This is a genomic window from Vibrio sp. RW (genome assembly GCF_027587105.1).
In the GTDB taxonomy this organism is placed as follows: domain Bacteria; phylum Pseudomonadota; class Gammaproteobacteria; order Enterobacterales; family Vibrionaceae; genus Vibrio; species Vibrio toranzoniae.
Window position 1 is genome coordinate 56,657 of the sequence record NZ_JAPPTM010000016.1, and the last position, 23,159, is coordinate 79,815.

General features: G+C 43.9%; 21 protein-coding genes and 1 pseudogene. 15 read left to right on the forward strand and 7 right to left on the reverse strand.

Annotation, left to right across the window (positions count from 1 at the left end; translation table 11 throughout):
* Nucleotides 1-159: 159 nt before the first annotated feature.
* Nucleotides 160-981 carry a formate dehydrogenase accessory sulfurtransferase FdhD gene (gene fdhD / locus OCT63_RS14615; RefSeq protein WP_060467720.1) on the reverse strand — a complete coding sequence of 274 codons (822 nt, stop codon included), beginning with the start codon at nt 979-981 and terminating at the stop codon, nt 160-162.
* A gap of 400 nt (nt 982-1,381) precedes the next feature.
* On the opposite strand from fdhD, the gene OCT63_RS14620 reads away from it, so the two are divergent.
* The 11 genes and pseudogenes from OCT63_RS14620 to cobB all read left to right on the forward strand — a co-directional run bounded on the left by OCT63_RS14620 (nt 1,382) and on the right by cobB (nt 12,993).
* Nucleotides 1,382-1,846 carry a DUF3305 domain-containing protein gene (locus OCT63_RS14620; protein ID WP_060467675.1) on the forward strand — a complete coding sequence of 155 codons (465 nt, stop codon included), beginning with the start codon at nt 1,382-1,384 and terminating at the stop codon, nt 1,844-1,846.
* A complete protein-coding gene (locus OCT63_RS14625) occupies nt 1,836-2,525 on the forward strand; it encodes a DUF3306 domain-containing protein (RefSeq protein ID WP_060467674.1) in 690 nt (229 codons plus the stop codon). The genes OCT63_RS14620 and OCT63_RS14625 overlap by 11 nt, the downstream gene beginning before the upstream one ends.
* A gap of 301 nt (nt 2,526-2,826) precedes the next feature.
* Nucleotides 2,827-4,475, forward strand: a pseudogene (locus OCT63_RS14630) (4Fe-4S dicluster domain-containing protein).
* Nucleotides 4,476-4,484: 9 nt separating this feature from the next.
* On the forward strand, nt 4,485-5,153 hold the full coding sequence (locus OCT63_RS14635) for a TorD/DmsD family molecular chaperone (protein WP_060467672.1): 669 nt from the start codon (nt 4,485-4,487) through the stop codon (nt 5,151-5,153).
* Between the two features lie 76 nt (nt 5,154-5,229).
* Nucleotides 5,230-5,430 (forward strand): twin-arginine translocation signal domain-containing protein, encoded by a 201-nt coding sequence (locus tag OCT63_RS14640; protein WP_060467671.1) that lies wholly within the window; start codon nt 5,230-5,232, stop codon nt 5,428-5,430.
* Between the two features lie 10 nt (nt 5,431-5,440).
* Entirely contained in the window at nt 5,441-8,296 is a 2,856-nt protein-coding gene (locus OCT63_RS14645; protein ID WP_060467670.1) for a formate dehydrogenase subunit alpha, read from the forward strand.
* Nucleotides 8,297-8,307: 11 nt separating this feature from the next.
* Nucleotides 8,308-8,916, forward strand: a complete 609-nt coding sequence (gene fdh3B, locus OCT63_RS14650) for a formate dehydrogenase FDH3 subunit beta (RefSeq protein ID WP_010440854.1) — start codon at nt 8,308-8,310, stop codon at nt 8,914-8,916.
* A gap of 13 nt (nt 8,917-8,929) precedes the next feature.
* Entirely contained in the window at nt 8,930-10,003 is a 1,074-nt protein-coding gene (locus OCT63_RS14655) for a formate dehydrogenase subunit gamma (RefSeq protein ID WP_269983946.1), read from the forward strand.
* Nucleotides 9,987-10,403: a hypothetical protein gene (locus OCT63_RS14660; RefSeq protein ID WP_060467668.1), complete on the forward strand. Its 417-nt coding sequence runs from the start codon at nt 9,987-9,989 to the stop codon at nt 10,401-10,403. Before OCT63_RS14655 ends, OCT63_RS14660 begins: the two co-directional genes overlap by 17 nt.
* Nucleotides 10,404-10,780: 377 nt before the next feature.
* A complete protein-coding gene (locus tag OCT63_RS14665; RefSeq protein ID WP_060467667.1) occupies nt 10,781-12,001 on the forward strand; it encodes an ammonium transporter in 1,221 nt (406 codons plus the stop codon).
* Nucleotides 12,002-12,258: 257 nt separating this feature from the next.
* A complete protein-coding gene (gene cobB, locus OCT63_RS14670) occupies nt 12,259-12,993 on the forward strand; it encodes a Sir2 family NAD+-dependent deacetylase (RefSeq protein ID WP_060467666.1) in 735 nt (244 codons plus the stop codon).
* Nucleotides 12,994-13,113: 120 nt separating this feature from the next.
* Here the strand turns inward: cobB and OCT63_RS14675 are convergent, their stop codons facing one another.
* From OCT63_RS14675 to potA, 6 genes are all read right to left on the reverse strand, one after another.
* Nucleotides 13,114-13,902, reverse strand: coding sequence for a GGDEF domain-containing protein (locus OCT63_RS14675; RefSeq protein WP_060467665.1), 789 nt, complete (start codon nt 13,900-13,902; stop codon nt 13,114-13,116).
* Between the two features lie 97 nt (nt 13,903-13,999).
* Nucleotides 14,000-15,037 (reverse strand): extracellular solute-binding protein, encoded by a 1,038-nt coding sequence (locus OCT63_RS14680; RefSeq protein WP_060467664.1) that lies wholly within the window; start codon nt 15,035-15,037, stop codon nt 14,000-14,002.
* A 227-nt stretch (nt 15,038-15,264) separates the two neighbouring features.
* Nucleotides 15,265-16,299, reverse strand: coding sequence for an extracellular solute-binding protein (locus OCT63_RS14685; RefSeq protein WP_269983947.1), 1,035 nt, complete (start codon nt 16,297-16,299; stop codon nt 15,265-15,267).
* A gap of 146 nt (nt 16,300-16,445) precedes the next feature.
* Nucleotides 16,446-17,216 (reverse strand): spermidine/putrescine ABC transporter permease PotC, encoded by a 771-nt coding sequence (gene potC / locus OCT63_RS14690; RefSeq protein WP_008217945.1) that lies wholly within the window; start codon nt 17,214-17,216, stop codon nt 16,446-16,448.
* Nucleotides 17,216-18,073 carry a spermidine/putrescine ABC transporter permease PotB gene (gene potB / locus OCT63_RS14695; protein ID WP_060467661.1) on the reverse strand — a complete coding sequence of 286 codons (858 nt, stop codon included), beginning with the start codon at nt 18,071-18,073 and terminating at the stop codon, nt 17,216-17,218. The genes potC and potB overlap by 1 nt, the downstream gene beginning before the upstream one ends.
* Nucleotides 18,057-19,172, reverse strand: coding sequence for a spermidine/putrescine ABC transporter ATP-binding protein PotA (potA, locus tag OCT63_RS14700; RefSeq protein WP_060467660.1), 1,116 nt, complete (start codon nt 19,170-19,172; stop codon nt 18,057-18,059). Before potA ends, potB begins: the two co-directional genes overlap by 17 nt.
* A gap of 330 nt (nt 19,173-19,502) precedes the next feature.
* Here potA and OCT63_RS14705 point away from each other — a divergent pair, with 330 nt between their 5' ends.
* The 4 genes from OCT63_RS14705 (at nt 19,503) to ttcA (ending at nt 23,153) form a co-directional block, all read left to right on the forward strand.
* On the forward strand, nt 19,503-20,336 hold the full coding sequence (locus tag OCT63_RS14705) for a hypothetical protein (protein WP_060467659.1): 834 nt from the start codon (nt 19,503-19,505) through the stop codon (nt 20,334-20,336).
* Nucleotides 20,329-21,177 carry a glucosaminidase domain-containing protein gene (locus tag OCT63_RS14710; protein WP_060467658.1) on the forward strand — a complete coding sequence of 283 codons (849 nt, stop codon included), beginning with the start codon at nt 20,329-20,331 and terminating at the stop codon, nt 21,175-21,177. Before OCT63_RS14705 ends, OCT63_RS14710 begins: the two co-directional genes overlap by 8 nt.
* Before the next feature lie 121 nt (nt 21,178-21,298).
* Nucleotides 21,299-21,949, forward strand: coding sequence for a DUF2987 domain-containing protein (locus tag OCT63_RS14715; protein ID WP_060467657.1), 651 nt, complete (start codon nt 21,299-21,301; stop codon nt 21,947-21,949).
* A 310-nt stretch (nt 21,950-22,259) separates the two neighbouring features.
* Nucleotides 22,260-23,153 (forward strand): tRNA 2-thiocytidine(32) synthetase TtcA, encoded by an 894-nt coding sequence (gene ttcA, locus OCT63_RS14720; protein ID WP_060467656.1) that lies wholly within the window; start codon nt 22,260-22,262, stop codon nt 23,151-23,153.
* Nucleotides 23,154-23,159: the final 6 nt, after the last annotated feature.

Here is a 23,159-nt window from a genome sequence, read left to right on the forward strand (position 1 = left end):
TTCAACTAAAAACGCCGTCAGACTGAAAAGCATGACGGCGTTTTTGTATTTATCTCTTGTGAGCCACTAACTCTTTACATCAGAACTCATCAGAACTTTACAATTAGAAACTGTTAGTGCACCACCAAATCGAACTTACGCTTTTTGTTCACCTGCTGATTATTCACCTTTTACATCGAATTCAATCTTTTCTGCGCCAGTAAACACTTGGAAACGAAGGCCTTTAGCGCGAGCAATGGTCGTGATGCCAAATTGCTGAGCCAAATCTAAGCCCATCTGTGTAACGCCAGAGCGTGATAGCAGAACAGGAATACCCATTTGCGCCACTTTGATGACCATTTCAGAGGTTAGACGACCAGTGGTGTAGAAAATCTTATCTGCGCCATCTTCTTTGTTAAGCCACATCTCACCGGCCAGGGTATCTACCGCGTTATGTCGGCCTACATCTTCAACAAACGATAGCACCTTGTCGTCTTTGCAAACTGCGCAACCATGAACTGCACCCGCTTTCTTGTACGTGTCGTTGTAATGAGTCAACGCTTCTAAAGCCGTATAGATTTCAGATTGCTTAATCTTGGTTTGAGGCACTTGGTAATCTTCCAATTGCTTCATTACGTTACCAAACATGGTGCCCTGACCGCAGCCAGAGGTCACTGTCTTCTTCTTAAGTGCTTGCTCAAGTTGGCTCGTGTCTTCTTTGGTGATAACCGCAGCAGAGCTGGTTTCCCAATCGATGATGATAGATTCAACCGCTTCAGGATCAGAAAGGAAGCTTTGGTTCTTCAAATAGCCTAACACTAACGCTTCAGGACGTGAGCCTAATGTCATCAGCGTGACTATCTCTTTCCAGTTCAACATAACGGTAAGAGGGCGCTCGCACGCGATTTGTTTCGTTAGCTTTTCGCCATATTCATCAAACACTTCAACTTCGATGGTCTGAAGTGGGTTTTCACTGGTTTTTATTATGTTTGGTTTTACCACAGTCATGTCCTACTTAATGAGACAGCGATGTTATGAGGTAAGAAGTCACAAGAGCCATCCTATGACTCTGTAGAATACATTTGTTCGCTGTAATTTATTCAGTCTTAGTTTTACTTTAACTCAAGCATTTAGCAATTCTCATTCCAAAATAACGGGGATTCCAAAAAACATGAAGCATTCGATGAAAATAGCGCAAAATAAGAGAGTTCGCCGGGGGAGCTGTCTGAACTTACGAGTATCGGCTAACGTTATAGGGTTAACTGACTAATGAAAGGCATTATGTAGGATAGTGAAAGTTATCGTGTATTGGCGTGTTTATTGCTATGTAGGGGTATATGATTGCGCTCAGTACAAAATGTCCTACGTGCATTCAGACCAAAGAAAATCAATTGGGTGAAGTATGTCTGAGATAAAAGAATACAAAGAACAATATCAAAAAACAGAAGCAACTTGGCCAATAGGTGTCCAAAGAATAGAGAAAGAGATCAAAACAGGTATCTGGGTAACCACGCAATGGGAATTAACTGGGTTTGAACTGTCACCAGAAGACGATACGCAAGACGTGTGTTTACTTCAGTTACACAAAGACGAACGTACTGACTACCGATTCAATTTAAGCTCTCAGCAACCGAAGCTTTTCTTAGTGATGGATAATGTTGATTCAGGTGTTAAGCCAATCATTCAATTGCTAACAGCTTCTCAAACCGTTGCTGGGCAATACATGGACGGAGACAACCAAGTGCTGTCTTACGACATGCCTCTGCCTGTACAAGCTTGGATGGAAGCATTCATTGGTCGTCATGGCGAGTTATTAGAAGCAAGGCGCAAGAAACGTAAAGGGGTGGGCAGATCAAATGGCAACTAACTTTTTTAGCCGTTGGTCTCAACGAAAGCTTGATGAGTCCACAGATGAGCCTTTTGAAGCAGAGCAAACACTGGAAGAAATAGAACTTACCTCCTCCGATTCTGTATCTTCTGAGATTCTATCTACTGATCTTTCACCTGCTGCTGCCGCAGAAGCACCTCAGCCTTTAGAAAGTGATGCTTTAGAAAACGATGAAGAAGCTCATGCTGTTGAATCCCAAGATACGGCATCAGAATCGGCTGAGGACTTGTCTGTTGCTCAACTATTAGTGTCGGAAGCCTCAGAAAGCGTAAAAAAGGCCGCATTGCGTAAATTGTTCCTCTCAGAAGAGTTTAACGTCCGTGATGGTTTAGACGATTATGATGACGATTACAGTAACTTGAAGTCTCTTTCTGAAGGCGTCGCAGAAACATTACGTGATTGGGTAAAAGACAAGACAGAAGAGGAAGCACCAAGCGATACCGAGCAAGTTACTGATAATGAGGAAGAAACTGTAATTAATGAGCTTGATGACTCTATTAATGAAGCGGAAAAGACCGAATCAGAACTTAGCGAAAGTGGCGAAATTGCCGGGGAAGAAAAGGAACTGTATAAAAACACAGTATCTGACAATGGTGATACTGAGACAATCGAAGATGACCTAAAAGAGGTGGGACAAAATATACCACACAAAGAATAGGTACATTTTGACTAAACACTCAATGAGCCGCTTGCGACAAAATGTCCCAAGCGGCTTTTTTATTTTCTAAAGAGACTCAGAATTACACTAATTCATTGAAAATAATGAATTATTAATTTGGCATGGCACTTGCTAAATAACGTTCACTATCGACTTTTTTGTAGATAGCTTGAGTAAGGTTGAATGGATAATGAATAGCTAACGAAACAATTAGCTGTTAACTGATTACTCAGCAAGTTCTCTAACGCTAACTACAATGAAGGTTGAACAGATTATCCATGTCCAAAGATGGAACTGAGCAATGCTTAAACAATTATTAGAACAAGCAACTTCAAATAACGCTAAAGCAAGACTGTATGCATTTGAAAATACAGTTGAGTTAACAAACCTAATTCCACCGACAGTCAGTTATGAGAGCGGGGGAAACACACTCATTATTGGTCCAACAAAGATCATTGAGAGTGCGGCTGCGCAATTACCTCAGTTAACGAGCCTAACTTTATTATCGACAGATGGCGAAAAGGGAACAAACCCAGAATTGTACTTCGCGAACGCGGTTCAAGTATCCGGTTTCCTTGGCACGTTTGAAGTTCTGATTGAGAGTAAAGGCACATCGAGCAATCTCGCCAAAGTGGCCATTAATCACGATTGTTTCGATGTGGTTTTAGACCTTTGCCTAAATAGCTGCATGACAGAAGAAGTGCCTGTTCCTGGTTATTACCCAGTCGGGCGCGGCTATCCCAAACTGGCTGAAGCGTTAGAAGAGATTCCAACGTTAATGGGGACATTTGATAAGCCTAAATTCTTCCGTTTAGACACAGACCTATGTGCGCACAGTTCACGTGGCGTTAAAGGCTGTGAGCGTTGTGTTGACGCTTGTCCTGCTGGTGCACTATCAAGTGAAGGATCGGACAAGACGGGTCACAAGATCGAGATTAACCCTTACCTATGTCAAGGTGTCGGAACTTGTGCAACAAGCTGTCCTACCGAAGCCATTACCTACGCGCTTCCAAATCCTGACGATACTCAAAAGTTCATTGAACGTACGCTAGCGAATTACGAGCAAGCGGGCGGTCTAGATCCTATCGTGCTTATCTGTAGCTCACGTCATGAAACCTACAATGTAATGGCACTTAAAGCGCTGCCAGATAACGTGATTCCGATTGTTGTCGAAGAATTGCCTTCTATCGGTATCGATACTTGGTTTGCAGCTTTAGTTAACGGCGCCACTCAGGTTCTGTTTGCAGCTTCTCGCTTTATGCCAGAAACCATCATTCGTGTTCTGAATAACGAAGTCGGGATCGCTCAAGAACTGCTAGACCAAATTGGTATCCCAAAAGAAACCATCGATATCCTTTATCTAGAATCGCTTCGCGAAGGTCCTCCGACACTGTGTGTGGATTCATTCGACCTTGCACTTGGCGATCTTCAAGGCAATAAGCGTCAACGTTTGTTCACAGCACTTGATGCGATGTCTTCGTCTCGTATTCCAGTTGAAAACATTGTTGAGCTTCCTTCGAATGCGCCATACGGCACGGTTTCGTGTGAAAGCAAAGATTGTACCTTGTGCATGAGTTGTGTGGCTGTGTGTCCAACACGTGCTCTGCATACCGACGGCGCATCTCCGTCGAACAAGATTGTATTCAATGTGGCCTATGTGAAAAGGCGTGTCCTGAGAATGTTCTCACTCTGACTCCTCGAATGAATTGGGTGAAAGAAGAACGTCAACAAGCGGTTGTGATTCATGAAGAGAAAGCAGCGGAATGTGTACGTTGTCATAAGCCATTCGCACCACAGTCTATGATTGACATGCTACAGAATAAGTTACGCGGTCACTCTCATTTCTCAGATGAGACAGCAATTAATCGTATTGCGATGTGTGAAGACTGTCGTGTGGTGGACATGTTCGATTCAATGGCTCAAGACCCATTGAAACAATTGAAATACTAGGAGTTGGCCTTGGATACTCATTTAGATCAAGCACAAGAACCTGAGCTCGCAAAAGAATTAAAGCAAGAACAAACACTAAGAACTGAAATATATCTGGTTCTTTCTGCACTTTTTCGTAGCGCACCTTCTGAAGAGGTGATTAATTTCCTAAAGACGCTAGACATTGAAGCGTCTGAAAGCGCGATGCAAAAGGCTTGGATTGCTATTAAACAAGCGGCAACCGAATCAAATCAAGAAGCATTAGAAGACGAATATCAAGACTTGTTCATCGGCATTGGTCGTGGGGAAGTGGTTCCATTCGGTTCTTGGCACAGAACAGGATCGATGATGGAAAAACCATTAGCTGAGATCCGTCACGATCTTGAATTGCTTGGCATTGAGCGTGATGAGCAGGTTAAAGAGCCTGAAGATCATATCGCGGCTCTCTGTGAAGTCATGGCGATGCTAACCGATGAAGAAGACGCGCTACAACAAGCCGTTTTCAATAAACATATCGGGCCTTGGTTTAACTCTTTTACGCGTCAACTTGAAGCCGCAGAGAGTGCGAACTTCTACAAATCGGCAGCTCAGCTGTGTGAAGCATTCCTAACGTTAGAGCAAGTGCGTTTTAGCGTTAATACAAAAAGCAGTAAACATAAATTAAAGATTGATGTGAAAAACGTCACTGATTACGAGTAATCGAGCAGTACGCGATTATATCGATAGAGGGGCATGAAGCCTCCAAAAAGATCTACCGCAAGGTAAGGAAGCAATGATGAAAGATAATAAAGAAATAGATACAAGCCGTAGAGACTTACTCAAAGGTTTAACGACTGCAGCCGTTGCTGGTGCCGTTGTCGCTGGAACAACTAAAGTGGCAACCGCTTCAGAAACGATTGAAATGCCTGAAAAAGACGTGAAGAAGACGGGCTATCGCGAAACGCAACATATTCGCGATTACTACGACACACTTTAGGAGATAACGGATGAAACTTGTCAAACGCTCCGATAGTGTGAGCAAAGAAACCAATCAGCTAGGTGTGTCTCGTCGCGCCTTCATGAAAAACACTTCACTTGCTGCTGGTGGCGCGGTTGTAGGCGCAAGTCTTTTCGCACCGGGCATGATGAAGAAAGCACAGGCTAAATCAGTCGACCCAGAAGCGAAAACAGAAGTGAAACGTACTATCTGTTCTCACTGTTCTGTGGGTTGTGGTATCTACGCTGAAGTTCAAAATGGCGTATGGACAGGTCAAGAACCTGCATTCGATCACCCATTTAACGCTGGTGGACACTGTGCAAAAGGTGCTGCACTGCGTGAGCATGGCCACGGTGAACGTCGTCTTAAGTACCCAATGAAATTGGAAGGCGGTAAGTGGAAGAAGCTTTCTTGGGAACAAGCGATTGAAGAAATCGGTAACAAAGCGCTAGAGCTTCGTAAAGAATCTGGCCCTGATTCGGTTTACTTCCTAGGCAGTGCAAAACACAGTAACGAGCAAGCTTACGCATTCCGTAAGATGGCGTCGCTTTGGGGCACCAACAACGTTGACCACCAAGCGCGAATTTGTCACTCAACCACAGTAGCCGGTGTTGCAAACACTTGGGGTTACGGTGCAATGACAAACTCGTTCAATGACATGCACAACTGTAAATCGATGCTGTTCATTGGCTCAAACCCAGCAGAAGCTCACCCAGTAGCGATGCAGCACATCTTGATCGCGAAAGAGAAGAACAACTGTAAGATCGTGGTTGCGGATCCTCGTCGTACACGTACCGCTGCGAAATCGGATCATTACGTATCATTGCGCCCTGGTTCAGATGTTGCCTTCATTTGGGGCATCTTATGGCATGTCTTTGCTAATAAATGGGAAGACAAAGAGTTCATTCGCCAACGTGTATTCGGCATGGAAGAAATCCGTGAAGAAGTGGCGAAGTGGAACCCAGCAGAAGTTGAACGTGTGACTGGCGTAAGCGAAGAAGACGTTTACCAAACTGCGAAACTACTGTCTGAAAACCGTCCGGGTTGTATTGTTTGGTGTATGGGTGGTACTCAACATACTACGGGTAACAACAACACACGTGCTTACTGTGTACTTGAGCTTGCGCTAGGTAACATCGGTAAATCAGGTGGCGGTGCAAACATTTTCCGTGGACACGATAACGTACAAGGCGCAACTGACCTTGGCGTACTGTCTGACACACTACCGGGCTACTACGGCTTGTCTGAAGGTTCTTGGCGTCACTGGTCTAAAGTTTGGGACATCGATTTTGACTGGGTAAAAGGCCGTTTCGACGACAACGCTTACGGTGGTCAAAAACCAATGAACAGTGCAGGTATTCCTGTGTCTCGTTGGGTTGATGGTGTACTTGAAGACAAAGACAAGATTCGTCAACGCGAAAACATCCGCGCGATGTTCTACTGGGGTCACGCAGTAAACTCTCAGACTCGTGGTCCTGAGATGAAGAAGGCGATGCAGAAGCTGGATATGATGGTGATTGTTGACCCATACCCAACGGTTGCAGCGGTAATGAACGATCGTACTGACGGCGTTTACCTGCTTCCAGCGACTACTCAATTTGAAACCTACGGCAGTGTAACTGCATCAAACCGTTCTCTACAGTGGCGTGACAAGGTAGTAGATCCTCTGTTCGAATCTAAGCCTGACCATGAAATCATGTACCTTCTTTCTAAGAAGCTTGGTTTCTCTGATCAACTGTTCAAAAACATCCGTGTTGAGAACAACCAACCATTGATTGAAGACATTACTCGTGAATTCAACAAAGGTATGTGGACGATCGGTTACACAGGTCAAAGCCCAGAGCGTTTGAAAGAGCACCAACAAAACTGGCACACATTCCACAAAACAACGCTTGCTGCAGAAGGTGGCCCTGCGAACGGTGAGACTTACGGTCTTCCTTGGCCATGTTGGGGCAACCCAGAGATGAAACACCCAGGCACACATATCCTTTACGATACGTCTAAGCCTGTTGCAGAGGGCGGCGGTAACTTCCGTACTCGTTTCGGTGTGGAGTTCGAAGGTCAAAGCCTACTGGCTGAAGACAGTTACTCAAAAGGCAGCGAAATCAAAGACGGTTACCCAGAATTCAGTGACAAACTTCTGAAGCAACTTGGTTGGTGGGATGACCTAACGGTAGAAGAGAAAGCCTCTGCTGAAGGTAAAAACTGGAAGACCGACGTTTCTGGTGGCATCCAACGTGTGGCTATCAAGCACGGTTGTATTCCGTTTGGTAATGCGAAAGCGCGTGCGATTGTTTGGACATTCCCAGACAGAGTGCCACTACACCGTGAGCCACTTTACACACCACGTCGCGACCTAGTCGCTGATTACCCAACTTGGGACGACAAAGAAGCTATTTTCCGTGTACCTACGCTTTACAAGTCGATTCAAGAGCAAGACAAATCTGGTGAATACCCGATTATCCTGACTTCTGGTCGTCTGGTTGAATACGAAGGTGGTGGTGACGAGACTCGTTCTAACCCTTGGTTAGCAGAACTGCAACAAGAGATGTTTGTTGAAGTGAACCCAAAAGACGCAAACGACATCGGCTTCAAAGACGGTGACGATGTTTGGGTAGAGGGCGCAGAAAAAGGTCGTATTAAGGTGAAAGCGATGGTCACACGTCGTGTGAAACCGGGGCTGGCGTTCATCCCATTCCACTTCGGTGGTAAGTTCCAAGGCGAAGATTTGCGTTCTAAATACCCAGAAGGCACGGATCCTTACGTTATTGGTGAAGCTGCTAACACAGCAACCACATATGGTTACGACCCTGTCACGTTGATGCAGGAAACGAAAGTAACCCTTTGTAATATTCGTAAAGCGTAAGGAGTCTTAAAATGGCTAGAATGAAATTTCTTTGTGACACCAAACGTTGTATCGAATGTAACGGTTGTGTCACTGCATGTAAGAATGAAAATGACGATGCTCTGGAATGGGGTATTCAACGTCGCCGCGTTGTGACACTGAACGATGGTGAGCCGGGTGAAAACTCTATCTCAGTAGCATGTATGCACTGTACTGATGCACCTTGTATGGCAGTTTGCCCAGCAGACTGTTTTGAACATACAGAAGACGGCATCGTGCTTCACAATAAAGACCTGTGTATCGGTTGTGGTTACTGCTTGTTTGCTTGTCCGTTTGGCGCACCTCAATTCCCTAAACAGGAAGCGTTTGGTGAGCGCGGTAAAATGGACAAATGTACCTTCTGCGCTGGCGGCCCTGAAACAGAGCCAGGTTCTGTTGAAGAACGCCAAAAATACGGTGCGAACCGTATTGCTGAAGGTAAGCTACCAATGTGTGCTTCGCTTTGTTCGACAAAAGCGCTGCTTGCCGGTGATGCTGAGCAAGTCTCTGATATTTTCCGTCAGCGTGTTGTAGAACGCGGTGCGAAAGGTGCCGGTTGGACAGACGGCAACGACCTTTCTTACGATGCGATGAAGAGCTAGTTAGGAGAGACATATGCTTACAATGTTTAAGCGTCTCTTCCTTGTAGTGTTGCCGATGTTGGCAGCACTAACAATGCTGTCTCCTTTGAGTCATGCATCTGAGACGAACTCATCACAAACTCAATCGAGCTCTGCTGAAAGAGAAATCACACAACTTGCTGGCGCTGATTTTTGGCGACAAGTAAGAAATGGTGAGGAAGGTTACACGACCTCTCAATCGGCTGAGCACGGTGTGTTGATTAGTGCTCCAGGTCAAACGTGGTACATATTGAAAGAGAAGTGGATGTCACCAGCCGGTGCTGTCGCTATCTTTGGCAGTATTGCTTTTGTGACTTTGATGTACGTTGTGATTGGCCCGTTAATGCTAAGCGCACCAAGAACAGGCCGTAAGATCAAACGTTGGTCTCGACTTGATCGTGCATTGCACTGGAGCATGGCGTTTACCTTCTTAACACTGGCGTTCAGTGGTTTGATGTTGGTTTACGGTAAACACTTCTTGAAACCTTATGTCCCAACGGATCTATGGGGCTTCATTGTTCTACTGGCTAAGCAATACCATAACTACATTGGCCCGATCTTCTATGTGTTATTGATGTGCGTACTGATCAAGTGGTGGCGCAAGTCTATCTTCAAGATGGTCGATCTCCAGTGGTTCATGAAACTGGGTGGCATGGTTGGCAAGCATAAAGGTTCTCATCCATCGGCAGAATTCTCGAACGCGGGTGAAAAAGCGCTGTTTTGGCTTCTGATTGTGGTGGGTACTGTGGTTGCGTTTAGTGGCTTGGTATTGGACTTCCCAATTTTTGGTCAAACCCGTCGTGATATGGAACTTTCAAACCTCGTTCACATGTTGGCGGCTCTGATCCTTATTTGTGGTTTCGTGTTCCACATCTACATCGGCTTATTCGGTATGGAAGGCGCACTAGAAGGCATGGTAACCGGTGAAGTTGATGAGACTTGGGCTAAAGAGCACCATGACCTTTGGTACAAAGAAGTGATGGAACAAGAGAAAAACGGCGTTGAACAAAGCGCAAACGCAGCAACAGAGAAAACGGAAGGGGTGAATAAGAATGAACAAACCTCATAAAGGTATTTGGGTCGCTTACATACTAAGCTGCTTTACGCCATTTACTTGCCTTCTCTCTGGTGTGGTTGCCATCATCTACGCGGGCTATCGTTTAGATAAAGGCGAAGACGGCGAAGTAGTGGATACCCATTACTACGGCTTGATTCGCTCGTTCTTCTTGAACCTGACGTTCTTTGTGGTGCTTATTGTAACGGTAGCGACCTCTAATGGCGTGTTAATCGGTGTGAACGATTACTGGTATCAAAACCATATTATCGATGACATTGCTTACTACATTCCGTATGTAGGCGTGTTATTCGGTGGTGTTGCGATAGTGGTTTGGTTTATTCGTATGTATCAAGGTATGCAGCGTTTGAGTCAAAACTTACCGCAAAACCCTTCAACAGGCCCGAACTTGTAACGCTAACACGTTACATATCTAAAGAACGCCCAGTGATTCATTTCCTGGGCTTTTTGTGTTTAAGCATCTGGATAACTGTAAGCAGCTCTGACCCACTCAACTCTGAATAAAATTCGCCCCATTGACCGCTTCAATATGGTGCAATTCCCTCCGTTGGTGCAATCGTTCGTGTGACTTTTCCGCCCTCTAAGAATCAAAAAAGTGCAGCGGGAAATTTATTTAATTTTAATCAACAACTTAAAAGTTAATTCTGTTGCACGAAAATTACACCACGCAGTTGGAACACATCTTGCCTTCACTGTTGAGTCTTTAATTAATTACATTATTGAATCGCACGATATCAGTGCAAATCAGATAAAGCGAAGGAGAATGCTTTAATGAGTGAAACGGTGACTCAAGTTCATAGTGCAGTACAAACCCTTACCCAAAGTTCAGATACTTTATTCCTATTACTCGGCGCCATCATGGTCTTCTTGATGCACGCTGGCTTTGCATTTCTCGAAGTAGGTACCGTTCGAAAGAAGAACCAAGTCAATGCGCTGGTTAAGATCCTCTCGGATTTTGGTGTCTCCGCTATTGCTTACTTCTTTATTGGCTACTGGGTCGCTTACGGCGCGCACTTTTTTGCCGACGCGGAAACGCTATCGCAAGGGAATGGATACGAGCTGGTTAAGTTTTTCTTCCTAATGACCTTTGCCGCAGCAATCCCTGCGATCGTATCCGGTGGTATCGCAGAGCGTGCACGTTTCTATCCCATTTTGATTGCGACACTATTTACCGTTGGTTTCATTTACCCATTTTTTGAAGGCATCATTTGGAATGGTAACTTTGGTTTCCAAGCGTGGCTAGAAGGCCAATTTGGTTACGGATTCCACGACTTCGCAGGCTCTGTTGTCGTTCACGGTGTTGGCGGTTGGATTGCATTGGTCGCAGTTTACTTCTTAGGCATGCGTAAAGGTCGTATCCGGGCAGGTAAACACACCAACTTCGCACCATCGAACATTCCTTTCTTAGCATTAGGTTCGTGGATCTTATGTGTGGGTTGGTTTGGCTTCAACGTAATGTCTGCTCAAGCTATCAATGGCATCAGCGGCCTAGTGGCGATGAACTCATTAATGGCTATGGTTGGCGGTATTCTGGCGGCGCTTGTTACAGGTAAGAATGACCCAGGCTTTATCCATAATGGGCCTTTGGCTGGCTTAGTAGCGATTTGTGCAGGTTCAGACTTAATGCACCCATTAGGCGCGTTAGTGACTGGCGGCGTGGCAGGTGCATTGTTCGTCTACCTGTTCACGTACATGCAAAACAAAACACAGATTGATGATGTTCTAGGTGTATGGCCTCTGCACGGCGTGTGTGGCGCTTGGGGTGGCATTGCTGCTGGCATCTTCGGCTCACAAACATTATGGGGGCTAGGGGGTGTGAGTTTTGCTTCTCAAGTTGTCGGTACATTAGCGGGTATCGCTGTTGCTCTGACTGGTGCTTTGATTGTTTATGGCGTGTTGAGCAGACTAACGGGCTTACGTTTAAGTGAAGAAGACGAATTCAACGGCGCGGATCTTTCAATCCATAAGATCTCGTCTATCAACGAAGATTAACGTCGTTCACTTTGATGGGTTTAAGCTCGTCAAGTAGACACCAGTTAAACAAGACTAAGCGGCTTCGGCCGCTTTTTTGTGTTAGTTGAAAACACATCGAAAGCTTCGGTAAGAAAGCCAAGCGATAGACAATCGAGTTATGTCACAAATAACCAATGAATTCAGTTGGCTAAGACTATGGTCTAATCCCTAAAACTATTGTTGGAATTTGATCAGTGCTAAGCTGTTACAAAGTGACATATTGAAAAGGACGTTATATGCATTTCCCATATCGAAATATCGTAATTCTTACTGGCGCAGGTATTTCAGCGGAGTCGGGGATACAAACATTCCGATCACAAGACGGATTATGGGAAAACCATAAAATCGAAGATGTCGCGACACCTGAAGGCTTTGAAAAAGATCCAGACTTAGTACAAGAGTTTTACAACAAACGTCGTTCCGGATTGCAAAGTGACAGCATCCAGCCAAATTCAGCCCACAAGGCGCTAGGAGAGCTTGAAGACAAGCTTGATGGCAAAGTCACCATCATTACTCAAAACATCGACAACCTGCATGAGAGAGGCGGTAGCAGCAATATCATCCACATGCATGGTGAACTGCTTAAAGCACGTTGCAGCGAGTCGAATCAGGTTATCGACCATAAAGAGAACATCGAGACAGGCGAGCTATGTCACTGTTGTCAGATTCCCGCACAAATGCGTCCACACATTGTTTGGTTTGGTGAGATGCCATTGAGAATGGGCGACATCTATTCAGCACTGGAAGAAGCCGATCTGTTTATCTCAATTGGCACGTCTGGCGTGGTGTATCCAGCGGCGGGTTTTGTACATGACGCTAAAATGCATGGCGCACATACGATTGAAATCAACCTTGAGCCAAGCGCAGTAGAGAGCGAATTTGAAGAGAAGCGTTACGGTAAAGCGAGTATCGAAGTACCTAAGCTCGTTGAGGAACTGCTGAGCACGGAGCAAGGATCTTTAACGGCTTAATAAAGTATAAAACGATGACAGGCTGAGAGTTGCTCAGCCAGTTCTATCCGAGTCGCGTCTACCTGAAACCATTTAGATTAAAAAAGTAGTTATCGTTTTGTGTAGATCCATACAAAACACTTAAAACTCGTCTGTGTCAGATCGCTGGGCTTTTTTCATTACATACATCGCTTTATCAGATTCAATTAATGCTTGTTTAAAGTTTTCTCGTTGTGCAACTTCAATACCGTATGAAAATGATATGTCCTCATCGAGGAGTAGGTTAGTAACTTGTTTAATAAACTCCCCACCGCGACCAAGTTGAACGGTTGCTACAAACTCATCGCCGCCAACACGAAACACCATTTCATCTTCAAGTACCACCTGATTCAATGCTTGAGAGAAACGGACAATCATTAGGTCACCCTCTTGGTGCCCTTGGCGATCATTCACTTGTTTTAACCCATCTAAGTCGAAATAAATCAACTCAAACTCTTCAAGCTTAATCGCATCGAACTTTTTACGATTATATAAGCCTGTCAGCTCATCTTTCTTGCTTTGATCTTTTAAGTGGGTGTTTAATTTAGTGATACCTACGGCGATTAACAGAAAAGCTATTTGAAGTAAGCCATCTTCGAGAAAGGTATCAATGAGTTCATTTCGGTCAGCCCATTCATCGAGATATTGAACTTCACTCGATACATCATAAAATAGATTAAAGATAAGTAGCAGTGAGCCGAGCATAAGTGTTTTATTTCGGCGAATAGAACGGCGAGCAACAAAGCAGATATATGTCGTAATGACGAGCGTATTCGTTTCAAAGAACAGATCGTAATTAGAATCAACTTGAATAAGTGAGTTCAGCCCAAACAAAAGGAGTGACGTTAGAAGCGTTAAAATCACAACGAGTAGAATAGGGTTTGTTGGCATAACAAATAATACTCCGTATTGCTTCCTTTTAATCTTCTATAAAGTGTAGATAAAAATAAAGCGGCTTACGCCGCTTTATTAACCTCTCGGTAAAAATCTAGTTGTTTACTTTAAGTTTTTGGAAATACTCGTCATAAATGACGCTCGCTTCGCCAACTTCATCTTGCCAAACGCCGTTATCCATCACTGATTGTGGTGGGAAAATATTCTTATCTTCAGCAAATTCTTTTGGAAGAAGAGGGTAAGCCGTTTTAACTGGCGTCGGGTAACCGATCTCTAGAGCAATCTTAGCTGCGTTTTCAGGACGAAGAAGGAAGTCGATCATCTTATGTGCCGCTTCAGTGTTCTTAGCGCCTGATGGAATCGCTAGGCTGTCCATCCAGAAGATAGCGCCTTTCTCTGGCCAAATGATGTCAATTGTTGCGCCTTCTTGACGCGCCATGTAAGCAGAGCCATTCCAAAGCATACCAAGAGATACTTCACCCGCTAAGAAAGGGTTCGCAGGGAAATCTGAGTTGAATACCAATACGTTTGGCATTAGCTTACGCAGTTCTTCGTACGCTTCTTTGATTTCTTCAGGGTTAGTCGTGTTTGGAGAGTAACCTAGCTTAGACAGGGCAATGTGGAAAACCTCACGAGAGTCATCCATCATCATCAATTGACCTTCCCACTGCGTATCCCAAAGATCACCCCAGCCTTTAACTGAAGACTTATCTAGCATATCTGAGTTAATACCAATACCCGTTGCGCCCCAAATGTATGGGATCGAGTAGTTGTTGCTTGGGTCAAATGGCTTATCTAAGTAATTTGGGTCCAAATCTGCAAAGTGGCTTAGCTTAGTTTTATCAAGCTCTTGAAGCATGCCTTCTTTACGCATTTTAGAAACGAAGTAAGTCGAAGGAACCACTAGGTCATAACCTGTACCTTGAGTTTTTAACTTAGCGTACATGCTTTCGTTAGACTCATAGGTTGAGTAATAGACTTTAATGCCAGTTTCTTCGGTGAAGTCTTTTAGCACTTCATTTGGAATATATTCAGACCAGTTGTAAAAATACAGTTCTTGGTCAGCTGCGAAAGAGGGCGTAGAAAGTAAAGTAGCAGCACACAATGCGCCGGTATACAGTGTCTTTTTCATTACTGTTCCGTTCATTTGTTTGATTTGGAGCTGGGTAGTGAACCCAAAGTAAAAGGATTTTTAAAAATCGCGCTAGATTATATCAGCGATATAACAAAATAGGCAGCCTAAGCTACCTATTCATTGATATTCTTATTTTTAACTTGTTGATTATCTAAATAGCCTTGTTAAGTAAACCAATGACTTATTAGCATCTGGTGACCAGAGCAACTAGACAACTAACTCGCTTACTGACCGGCTTTAAGCTTCATGAAGTAATCTTCGTACTTCACGGTCTTGTCGCCAACCGCAGCTTGCCATTCAACACGGTCAAGGTCTTCTTGAGATGGGAACAGAGCAGGGCTATCTTTGAACTTCTCATTAGACGCTTTAACTGCCGTTAGGTAGCCAGTGTCGCGAGAGATTTGCTCTGCGATTTCAGGGCGAAGTAGGAAGTCGATCATCTTATGAGCCGCTTCTACGTTTACCGCACCAGAACTGATTGCGAAGTTATCAACCCAACCGATGCCGCCTTCTTTAGGGAAAACCAGTTTAATTGGTAACCCTTCATTTTGCGCTGCAGCCGCAGAACCGTTCCAAAGCATACCAAGACCTACTTCACCTGCCATGTACGGTGCGCCTGGATTGTCTGAGTTAAAGACGAGAACGTTTGGCATTAGCTTTTGCAGCTCAGCGTAAGCTTCGTCGATCTCTTTCTCGTTGGTTGTATTACCTGAATAACCTAACTTGCGCAGTGCGATGTGGAACACTTCACGCGTGTCGTCCATCATCATCAGCTGACCTTCAAGCTCCGGCTTCCATAGGTCAGTCCAGCTTTGGAAAGCTTCTGGGTCGTACATGTCTGTGTTAACAGCAAGACCCGTGATCGCGACTACGTGTGGAATAGAGTAGTCGTTGTTCGGATCATATGGCTTATCTAGATAGTTTGTATCTAGATTCGTAAAATTGTTTAGCTTGGTTTTGTCGATCTTTTGAAGCATGCCTTCGTCGCGCATTTTAGACACGAAGTAGGTTGAAGGAACCACAAGGTCGTAACCTTTATTGTGTGTTTTTAGCTTTGCGTACAAAGTTTCATTCGATTCGTAAGTCGAGTAAATCACTTTGATGCCAGTTTCATCCGTGAACTGTTCTAAGATCTCACTGTTGATGTAAGGTCCCCAGTTCATGAATACCAACTCTTTGTTATCTTTTGCAAACGATGGTGCAGATAACATTGAAAGCGCACATGCACTACCAGCTAATAGAGTAGCCCATTTTTTCATTGACGTTAGCTCCAAACTAAACGTGCCCGAAGGCAGTAGATAGAAAAACAGAATGGCAATTTACCATTCTGTTTATGATTAACACTTTGTAGAACATGAAGTTTGTTAACTTCTTATCAAGTTCGTCTCTGTATAGAGTAGGAGACTTACTTGATCTTCTCTCTCGCTAATAACTGAGAAATAATCACCAGAACTAACGACACCACTAACATCACTGTTGCTAGGGCGTTTACCTCAGGAGAGATACCGACTTTAACCATTGAGTAAATCTTCAGTGGCAAGATTTCATAGGTTGGGCCCGTGACGAAAGAGCTGATGATCACGTCGTCCAAAGACAGAGTGAAGCTCAATAACCAACCCGCAGCAACCGCTGGCTTAGCAAGAGGCAGGATGATCTGTTTTAGAATCGTCCATTCGCTTGCCCCTAAGTCTTTTGCTGCTTCTAGCATTTTTACATCAAAGCCATTCAAGCGACTGTAGACCGTTACCACAACAAACGGCAGGCAGAAAGTAATGTGCGCGGCAAGTAGGGTAAAAAACCCAAGTTGCACACCCATTACCAAGAATAGCGCAAGAAGCGAAATCGCCATGACGATATCTGGTGACATCATTACGATGAAAAGCATGCCATTTACTACGCCTTTACCTTTGAATTGGTAACGGAATAGGGCTACTGCTGTCAGGCTTCCGACAATCGTTGCGGCTGTTGCTGAGAACACGGCTACGTTAATCGAGTGCCACGCGGCCTGCATTAGGCTGTCGTTGTTAATCAGCGCGTCATACCACTTAGTGGTAAAGCCACCCCATTTCATACCAAACTTATTGGCATTAAATGAGTTTGCAATCAATACGATAATAGGTAGGTATAGAAAAGCGTATACCAGCGCCATAAAGCTGAACTTTACTGTGCGACCCATTAGTCTAGCTCCACTTTCTTATTCAATAACTTGCCTGCACGATAGTAGGCATAAAGCATCACGGCCATAGCGGTAGTCAGTGCAATACTGGTTGCAGCGCCAAACGGCCAATCACGAGCATTCAGCACTTGGCTCTTAATGACGTTACCGATCAACAGGTTCTTAGCACCGCCCAACAAATCTGAAATGTAAAACATTCCAAGCGCAGGGAGCAATACAAGTAAACAACCGCCGATAATGCCTGGCATTGTCAAAGGAAGTACGACTTTCAATAACGTTTGCAGTTTGTTCGCACCTAAATCTTTCGCGGCTTCTAAATACGTATCATCCAGTTTTTCAATCGCTGAATACAACGGCAGAATCATGAACGGAAGTAGGATATACACCAAACCGATCATCACTGCTGTTTCTGAGTACATGATACGTAACGGTTTATCGATAATGTCTAACGCTAATAAGCCTTTGTTCAACACGCCTTGAGTACCCAGCACCACTTTTAATCCGTAAGTACGGATCAAAGAGTTGGTCCAGAATGGCACAATCACTAGGAACAACATGATTGGACGCCATTTCGCCGGCATTTTTGCCACGATGTAAGCGAACGGGTAGCCAATGATTAAACAAAGTAGGGTTGCGACAATCGCCATATAGAAAGAGTGCATTAACACTTTAAAATACAGCGGGTCAGCCAAACGCACGTAGTTATCGAGAGTGAAGGTCATCTCGATCAAGTTCGCTTCATCACGAGTTAAGAAGCTAGTACCGATGATCATGATGTTTGGAATCATCACGAACAGCACCAACCAACCTGTGATTAAAGCAACAATCGCGTTTTGTAAATTAAACTTTTTGCTCATCTTCTAATACCACTTCCCAGCTCTCAACCCAAGTTACTGCAACTTTTTGGCCCAGTGAGTGATCAACATCAGGGTCATCTTCGTTGAAGAATTCGCTAACCATCACACGCATACCAGATTCAAGTTCTACCACTGAATCCAATGTCATGCCTTTATAGGTTCGCTCGACAATGTGACCAACAATACCGCGTTGCTCAGACTCTTTGATTTCTTCGATACGAAGATCTTCAGGGCGAAGCAATACTTGAAGTTTTTGACCCGGTGTTATGTCTTTATCGTGATAGATAACAGACTCTTCACCTTCGATTGTCGCAACAATGCGCTTTTCATCTAGACGAGATTTCGCTGTCGCTTCGAATACGTTAATTTCCCCAATGAAGCGAGCTACAAACAGGTTCTTAGGCTCTTCGTAGATCTCTCTCGGTGTGCCATCTTGTTCAATCACGCCATCACGCATAACAATAATGCGGTCAGACATAGACAGCGCTTCTTCTTGGTCGTGCGTTACAAAAATGAACGTGATACCAAGTTGGCGTTGTAATTGTTTAAGCTCGATTTGCATCTGTTTACGTAACTTGTAATCAAGAGCAGATAGAGATTCATCCAATAGAAGAACTTTAGGCTTATTAACGACAGCACGAGCGATGGCGATACGTTGCTGTTGGCCACCGGATAGCTGGTGTGGTTTTCGCTGTGCCATTTGTTCTAAGCGCACCATTTTTAAAGCTTCCATCACACGAGGTTCAATCTCGTTGCCTGGAACTTTCTGCATGCGTAAGCCAAATGCCACATTATCGAAGACAGTCATATGCGGGAATAGGGCATAGCTTTGGAATACAGTGTTAACATGCCTTTGTTCAGCAGGAACTTGGGTTACGTTCTGGTCAGCTAATAGTATTTGACCACTATCTGCCGTTTCAAAACCCGCAATCATTCTTAGTACGGTTGTTTTACCACAACCTGATGGGCCTAAAATCGTGAGAAACTCACCATGATTTACGTTTAGATCAAGATTACCGATAACTTCTTTGTCATCGAAACTTTTACTAATGCCAGTAAGTTGTACGACTGGCTTTCCTACTGATTTTTTAGCTTTCAACGTCTGTTTTTCTCCACCTTGGTTCTTTTTGACACCTGTTGCTATACACTTTTAAGGCGCGCATCATAATCACCAAAAACGTGAATTCAAAGCACTTTTTACCATTCGAAGATAAAAAATTTCGCAGGTAAAAGTAAACTTCTTTGACCATACTGATATTTACAAGCTTTACAGCCAAATAAGTGTTTAATTATTAATCATTAAGACTTAAAAGCAAAGCTTGTTACAGATTCATATTTTAGTTTATATCCGACATATGAGTATAATGAAGACAATTTTTTATCAATAAGTTAGGTGGCTTCGATAAAGTAAGTACACCTAGGTATCATTATGAACGACGACATCGAAAAAGATTTTAATTTAGGCGGTAGTATCAACCGCGCTCTTTCAGGAGATTATGAGCTCAAAGCAACGGCTGTATTCCAAGAGGCTTGGAAACAAACCATCAGTCACTTTCTTTCGTTCTCTCCTGCTATTGTTGCTCTGATGTTCGTGCAACTGGCCATTTTTTATATCGCATTAAAATTACAACTGGGTGATCCTGCGGTTATCCTAGATGCCGTTATAGACCCAGAGGCTTTCACCCCACAAATCGTTGAATCTATTTTCATTGCTAACTTTAGCTATGAAGTAGTCAGCGCTCCTATTTACGCTGGTATTAGCTTAATGGCAATGAGCCACGCCGCAGGCTTACAAACCAAGACTCGTCACATAGGTAAAGGTCTACAATTTACAGTGCCTGTTATCTTAGTCACTTTGTTCAGCCTTATGCTACAAGGTATCGCGGGGATGATACTCCCGTTCCTTTCTATCTACTTCTCACTTGCATTTAGCCATGCAATTCTGTTGATTTGCGATAAAAAAGTACCGCCAATGCAATCACTGTTGCTTTCTTTGCGGGCCGTAAACAAGAAAATCCTCACTATCGCGTCTATCTACTTAATGGTGATGTTGATGTTCATCATTGCGGCGATGATGTATGGCATTGGTTTAATTTTCGTTCTTCCATTCTTTTTCCACGTGAAAGGTATTCTTTACCGTGAAATGTTTGGCATTAAGTTAAAGCTTATAGCGTCAGGCAGACCAAAAGACGATGACGACAATAACGACGGCAGCGGTAATAACGACAGTAACAACAAAAACCCACAGGTGTTCGATGCATAATAATGTTCGCGCAAGCGCTGGAAAGTCACTCGCGCTTAAAGTAACAACACTGGCTCTTGTTGGATCTATCTCACTGATTGGTCCTTATATTTACCAAGAAGAGGAGCGTCGACGTACGACAGATCAAAGCTCCAATTCGACTGATCAGTTTGGTGACTTGACAGTTTCCTCAAGCACACCAAACTTTGCAGCCATTGATGATGTAAACAAGAAAAAAGACACCTTCTTTTCTTATCTACGTCCAAGCATCAACATCGAAAACAAACGCATAACTAAAGAGCGCGCGTTTTTGACTAAGGTTTCTGAATCAAGCATTGCGAACATCGATGCGGAAGATTTGTCATACGCTATAAGGTTAGGTAAATTGTACAGCTTGCCTGTGCCTTCATCAGGCTTAGATAAAGCTTGGCTTACAGAAATGTTTAATCGCGTAAACGTCTTGCCTGAAGCGCTTGTGTTAACTCAGGCGGCAAACGAGTCGGCTTGGGGGACATCGCGCTTTGCAACCCAAGCGAACAACTATTTCGGACACTGGTGTTACACCAAAGGTTGTGGTCTTGTTCCGCTACAACGTAACGAAGGTAGCTCCCATGAAGTGGCAACATTCTCTTCAAGCCAAGAGTCAGTACACCGTTACTTCATGAACCTTAACCGAAATCGTGCTTATGCTAATTTAAGAGCGATCCGCGCCAAGCTTGCGGCACGAGGCGATGATTTGCTAACGACAGGCACCGCTACAGAGCTTACCAATGGCTTGTTAAAATATTCTGAGCGAGGTTCAGACTATGTGACTGATTTACAAGCTATGATCCGTCACAACGAGGTATACTGGAAAAAGTAACTCGATTTGATATCAGTTGGCAGCCTTTCATAGTCGGCTAAGTCAATCTACATCACATAAAGAGCAGCTCACTGGCTGCTCTTTCTATTTATAAACGCTCAACTTCGACAAGATTATAAAAATGAAAAAGACAGCACTCGCTTTATTAGCCTCACTAAGCCTTGGGGTCTCTTTACCCGCTGCAGCACAAGAGTACATGTTCACGTATTCTAAGCTCTATACACAACTTAAAAACAACACCAAAGAAGGGCACGATGACGTCAAAGTTGCGGTCTTCTTTGTGGATCAACAAGCTAAAACAATTTGCCACATCAGCAAAGCCTGGATGGAAAAAGAAGAGCACTACGAAGAACTAAAAGTGTCTCCAACACATGAACTGCTTCTACCTGTCGACCAAAACCTCCGTTCAGCAAATCCTCTTATCTTTGTGCAAACGCAAGAGCAAGAATGTGCGTATTCTTTGGTTGTTATGACTCAAGAACCTTTGGCTGGAACGGTTGAAATTACGCAGCTGGAGAACCTACTACCACAAATGCAAACGATGCTAGAAGACGTCAGCGGTATGTTCTCCAGTTGGTTCACGCCGGACATCCAAGGGTTAACTTTAGAATTTGACAACAAACTTGAAGGCTACATAGCTTTGTCTAACGGTAAACAGATCCCAATCACACAAGGGCGCGCAAAGTTTACCCTAGCAGAATTGAATGGAAGTGACAGTATCACGTTACCAGAGCCAACCATTCGCGTATTACCGTACATTCCTGCGCAATAGAGTTTGCCGAACACGTATAACTAGAACTTAAACCGCACCACGAAAAGCAGCCGAACCTTATAGGAATAGGCTGCTTTTCTTTTTCTATTAACATGTGATTCGTATCTGTGAATACCTGCTTTTCTCAAAATCTTAGAGCTCAACGAAAAATCATAGCCATTATCGCAAGATAAAACCGAATCTTTCTATTACTCGCCTTGTTTATCCTGCCGTTACTATTTCAACCTCAAATAAAAATCCGTATAATCCACGCCCTAAAACAGTCCCACTAGCAATCTACAGTCGATAACACGACGGTGTGAGAGTCGCAATGAACCAAAACGATAATAGAAAAGAAACACTTGAATTCAACAAACTTCAGAAACGTCTGAGAAGAAATGTTGGAAATGCCATCATCGACTACAACATGATCGAAGAGAATGACGTAGTAATGGCATGTATTAGTGGCGGTAAAGATTCATTTGCGATGCTAGACATTTTGCTACGTTTACGTGAAGCAGCACCTATCAAGTTTGATGTTGTAGCGGTAAACCTAGATCAAAAACAACCTGGGTTCCCTGAGCACATTCTTCCTGAATACTTTGAAACGCTGAACATTCCTTACTACATCGTAGATAAGGATACATACTCAGTGGTTAAAGAGAAGGTGCCAGAAGGTAAAACAACGTGTGGTCTATGTTCTCGTCTGCGCCGTGGTACTTTGTATTCGTTCGCTGAGAAGATTGGTGCAACTAAGATCGCATTGGGTCATCACCTTGATGACATCGTTGAAACTATGTTCCTGAACATGTTCCACGGTGCACGTCTAAAGGCAATGCCACCGAAGCTTCGTTCTGATGACGGTCGTAACGTTGTTATTCGTCCACTGACTTACTGTCGTGAAACGGACCTAGTCAAATACGCAGAACACAAAGAGTTCCCAATCATTCCTTGTAACCTATGTGGCTCACAAGAGAACCTACAGCGTCAGAACATCAAAGCGATGCTAATTGATTGGGACAAGAAAACTCCGGGCCGTGTTGAGAAGATCTTCAAATCAATCCAGAACGTTAGCCCAAGCCAACTGGCTGACCGTGAACTGTTCGATTTCGTAAACCTTCCATTAGACCGTAGCGGTGAACGTGAAGAGTACGAATTCCAAGAAGCGGAAATTTCATCTTCTAACATTGATGAGTCAATGTTCATCGACGTGACTAACGTATAACGAGAC

What these genes read in the sequence shown, in the direction of transcription:
- OCT63_RS14705 (WP_060467659.1), top strand. Translation starts at nt 19,503, where the DNA reads ATGAACGACGACATCGAAAAAGATTTTAATTTAGGCGGTAGTATCAAC.
- OCT63_RS14665 (WP_060467667.1), top strand. Translation starts at nt 10,781, where the DNA reads ATGAGTGAAACGGTGACTCAAGTTCATAGTGCAGTACAAACCCTTACC.
- OCT63_RS14645 (WP_060467670.1), top strand. Translation starts at nt 5,441, where the DNA reads ATGAAACTTGTCAAACGCTCCGATAGTGTGAGCAAAGAAACCAATCAG.
- OCT63_RS14660 (WP_060467668.1), top strand. Translation starts at nt 9,987, where the DNA reads ATGAACAAACCTCATAAAGGTATTTGGGTCGCTTACATACTAAGCTGC.
- OCT63_RS14710 (WP_060467658.1), top strand. Translation starts at nt 20,329, where the DNA reads ATGCATAATAATGTTCGCGCAAGCGCTGGAAAGTCACTCGCGCTTAAA.
- OCT63_RS14620 (WP_060467675.1), top strand. Translation starts at nt 1,382, where the DNA reads ATGTCTGAGATAAAAGAATACAAAGAACAATATCAAAAAACAGAAGCA.
- OCT63_RS14640 (WP_060467671.1), top strand. Translation starts at nt 5,230, where the DNA reads ATGAAAGATAATAAAGAAATAGATACAAGCCGTAGAGACTTACTCAAA.
- OCT63_RS14655 (WP_269983946.1), top strand. Translation starts at nt 8,930, where the DNA reads ATGCTTACAATGTTTAAGCGTCTCTTCCTTGTAGTGTTGCCGATGTTG.
- OCT63_RS14675 (WP_060467665.1), bottom strand. Translation starts at nt 13,902, where the DNA reads ATGCCAACAAACCCTATTCTACTCGTTGTGATTTTAACGCTTCTAACG.
- fdh3B (WP_010440854.1), top strand. Translation starts at nt 8,308, where the DNA reads ATGGCTAGAATGAAATTTCTTTGTGACACCAAACGTTGTATCGAATGT.
- OCT63_RS14685 (WP_269983947.1), bottom strand. Translation starts at nt 16,299, where the DNA reads ATGAAAAAATGGGCTACTCTATTAGCTGGTAGTGCATGTGCGCTTTCA.
- OCT63_RS14625 (WP_060467674.1), top strand. Translation starts at nt 1,836, where the DNA reads ATGGCAACTAACTTTTTTAGCCGTTGGTCTCAACGAAAGCTTGATGAG.
- potC (WP_008217945.1), bottom strand. Translation starts at nt 17,216, where the DNA reads ATGGGTCGCACAGTAAAGTTCAGCTTTATGGCGCTGGTATACGCTTTT.
- OCT63_RS14680 (WP_060467664.1), bottom strand. Translation starts at nt 15,037, where the DNA reads ATGAAAAAGACACTGTATACCGGCGCATTGTGTGCTGCTACTTTACTT.
- potB (WP_060467661.1), bottom strand. Translation starts at nt 18,073, where the DNA reads ATGAGCAAAAAGTTTAATTTACAAAACGCGATTGTTGCTTTAATCACA.
- cobB (WP_060467666.1), top strand. Translation starts at nt 12,259, where the DNA reads ATGCATTTCCCATATCGAAATATCGTAATTCTTACTGGCGCAGGTATT.
- OCT63_RS14715 (WP_060467657.1), top strand. Translation starts at nt 21,299, where the DNA reads ATGAAAAAGACAGCACTCGCTTTATTAGCCTCACTAAGCCTTGGGGTC.
- ttcA (WP_060467656.1), top strand. Translation starts at nt 22,260, where the DNA reads ATGAACCAAAACGATAATAGAAAAGAAACACTTGAATTCAACAAACTT.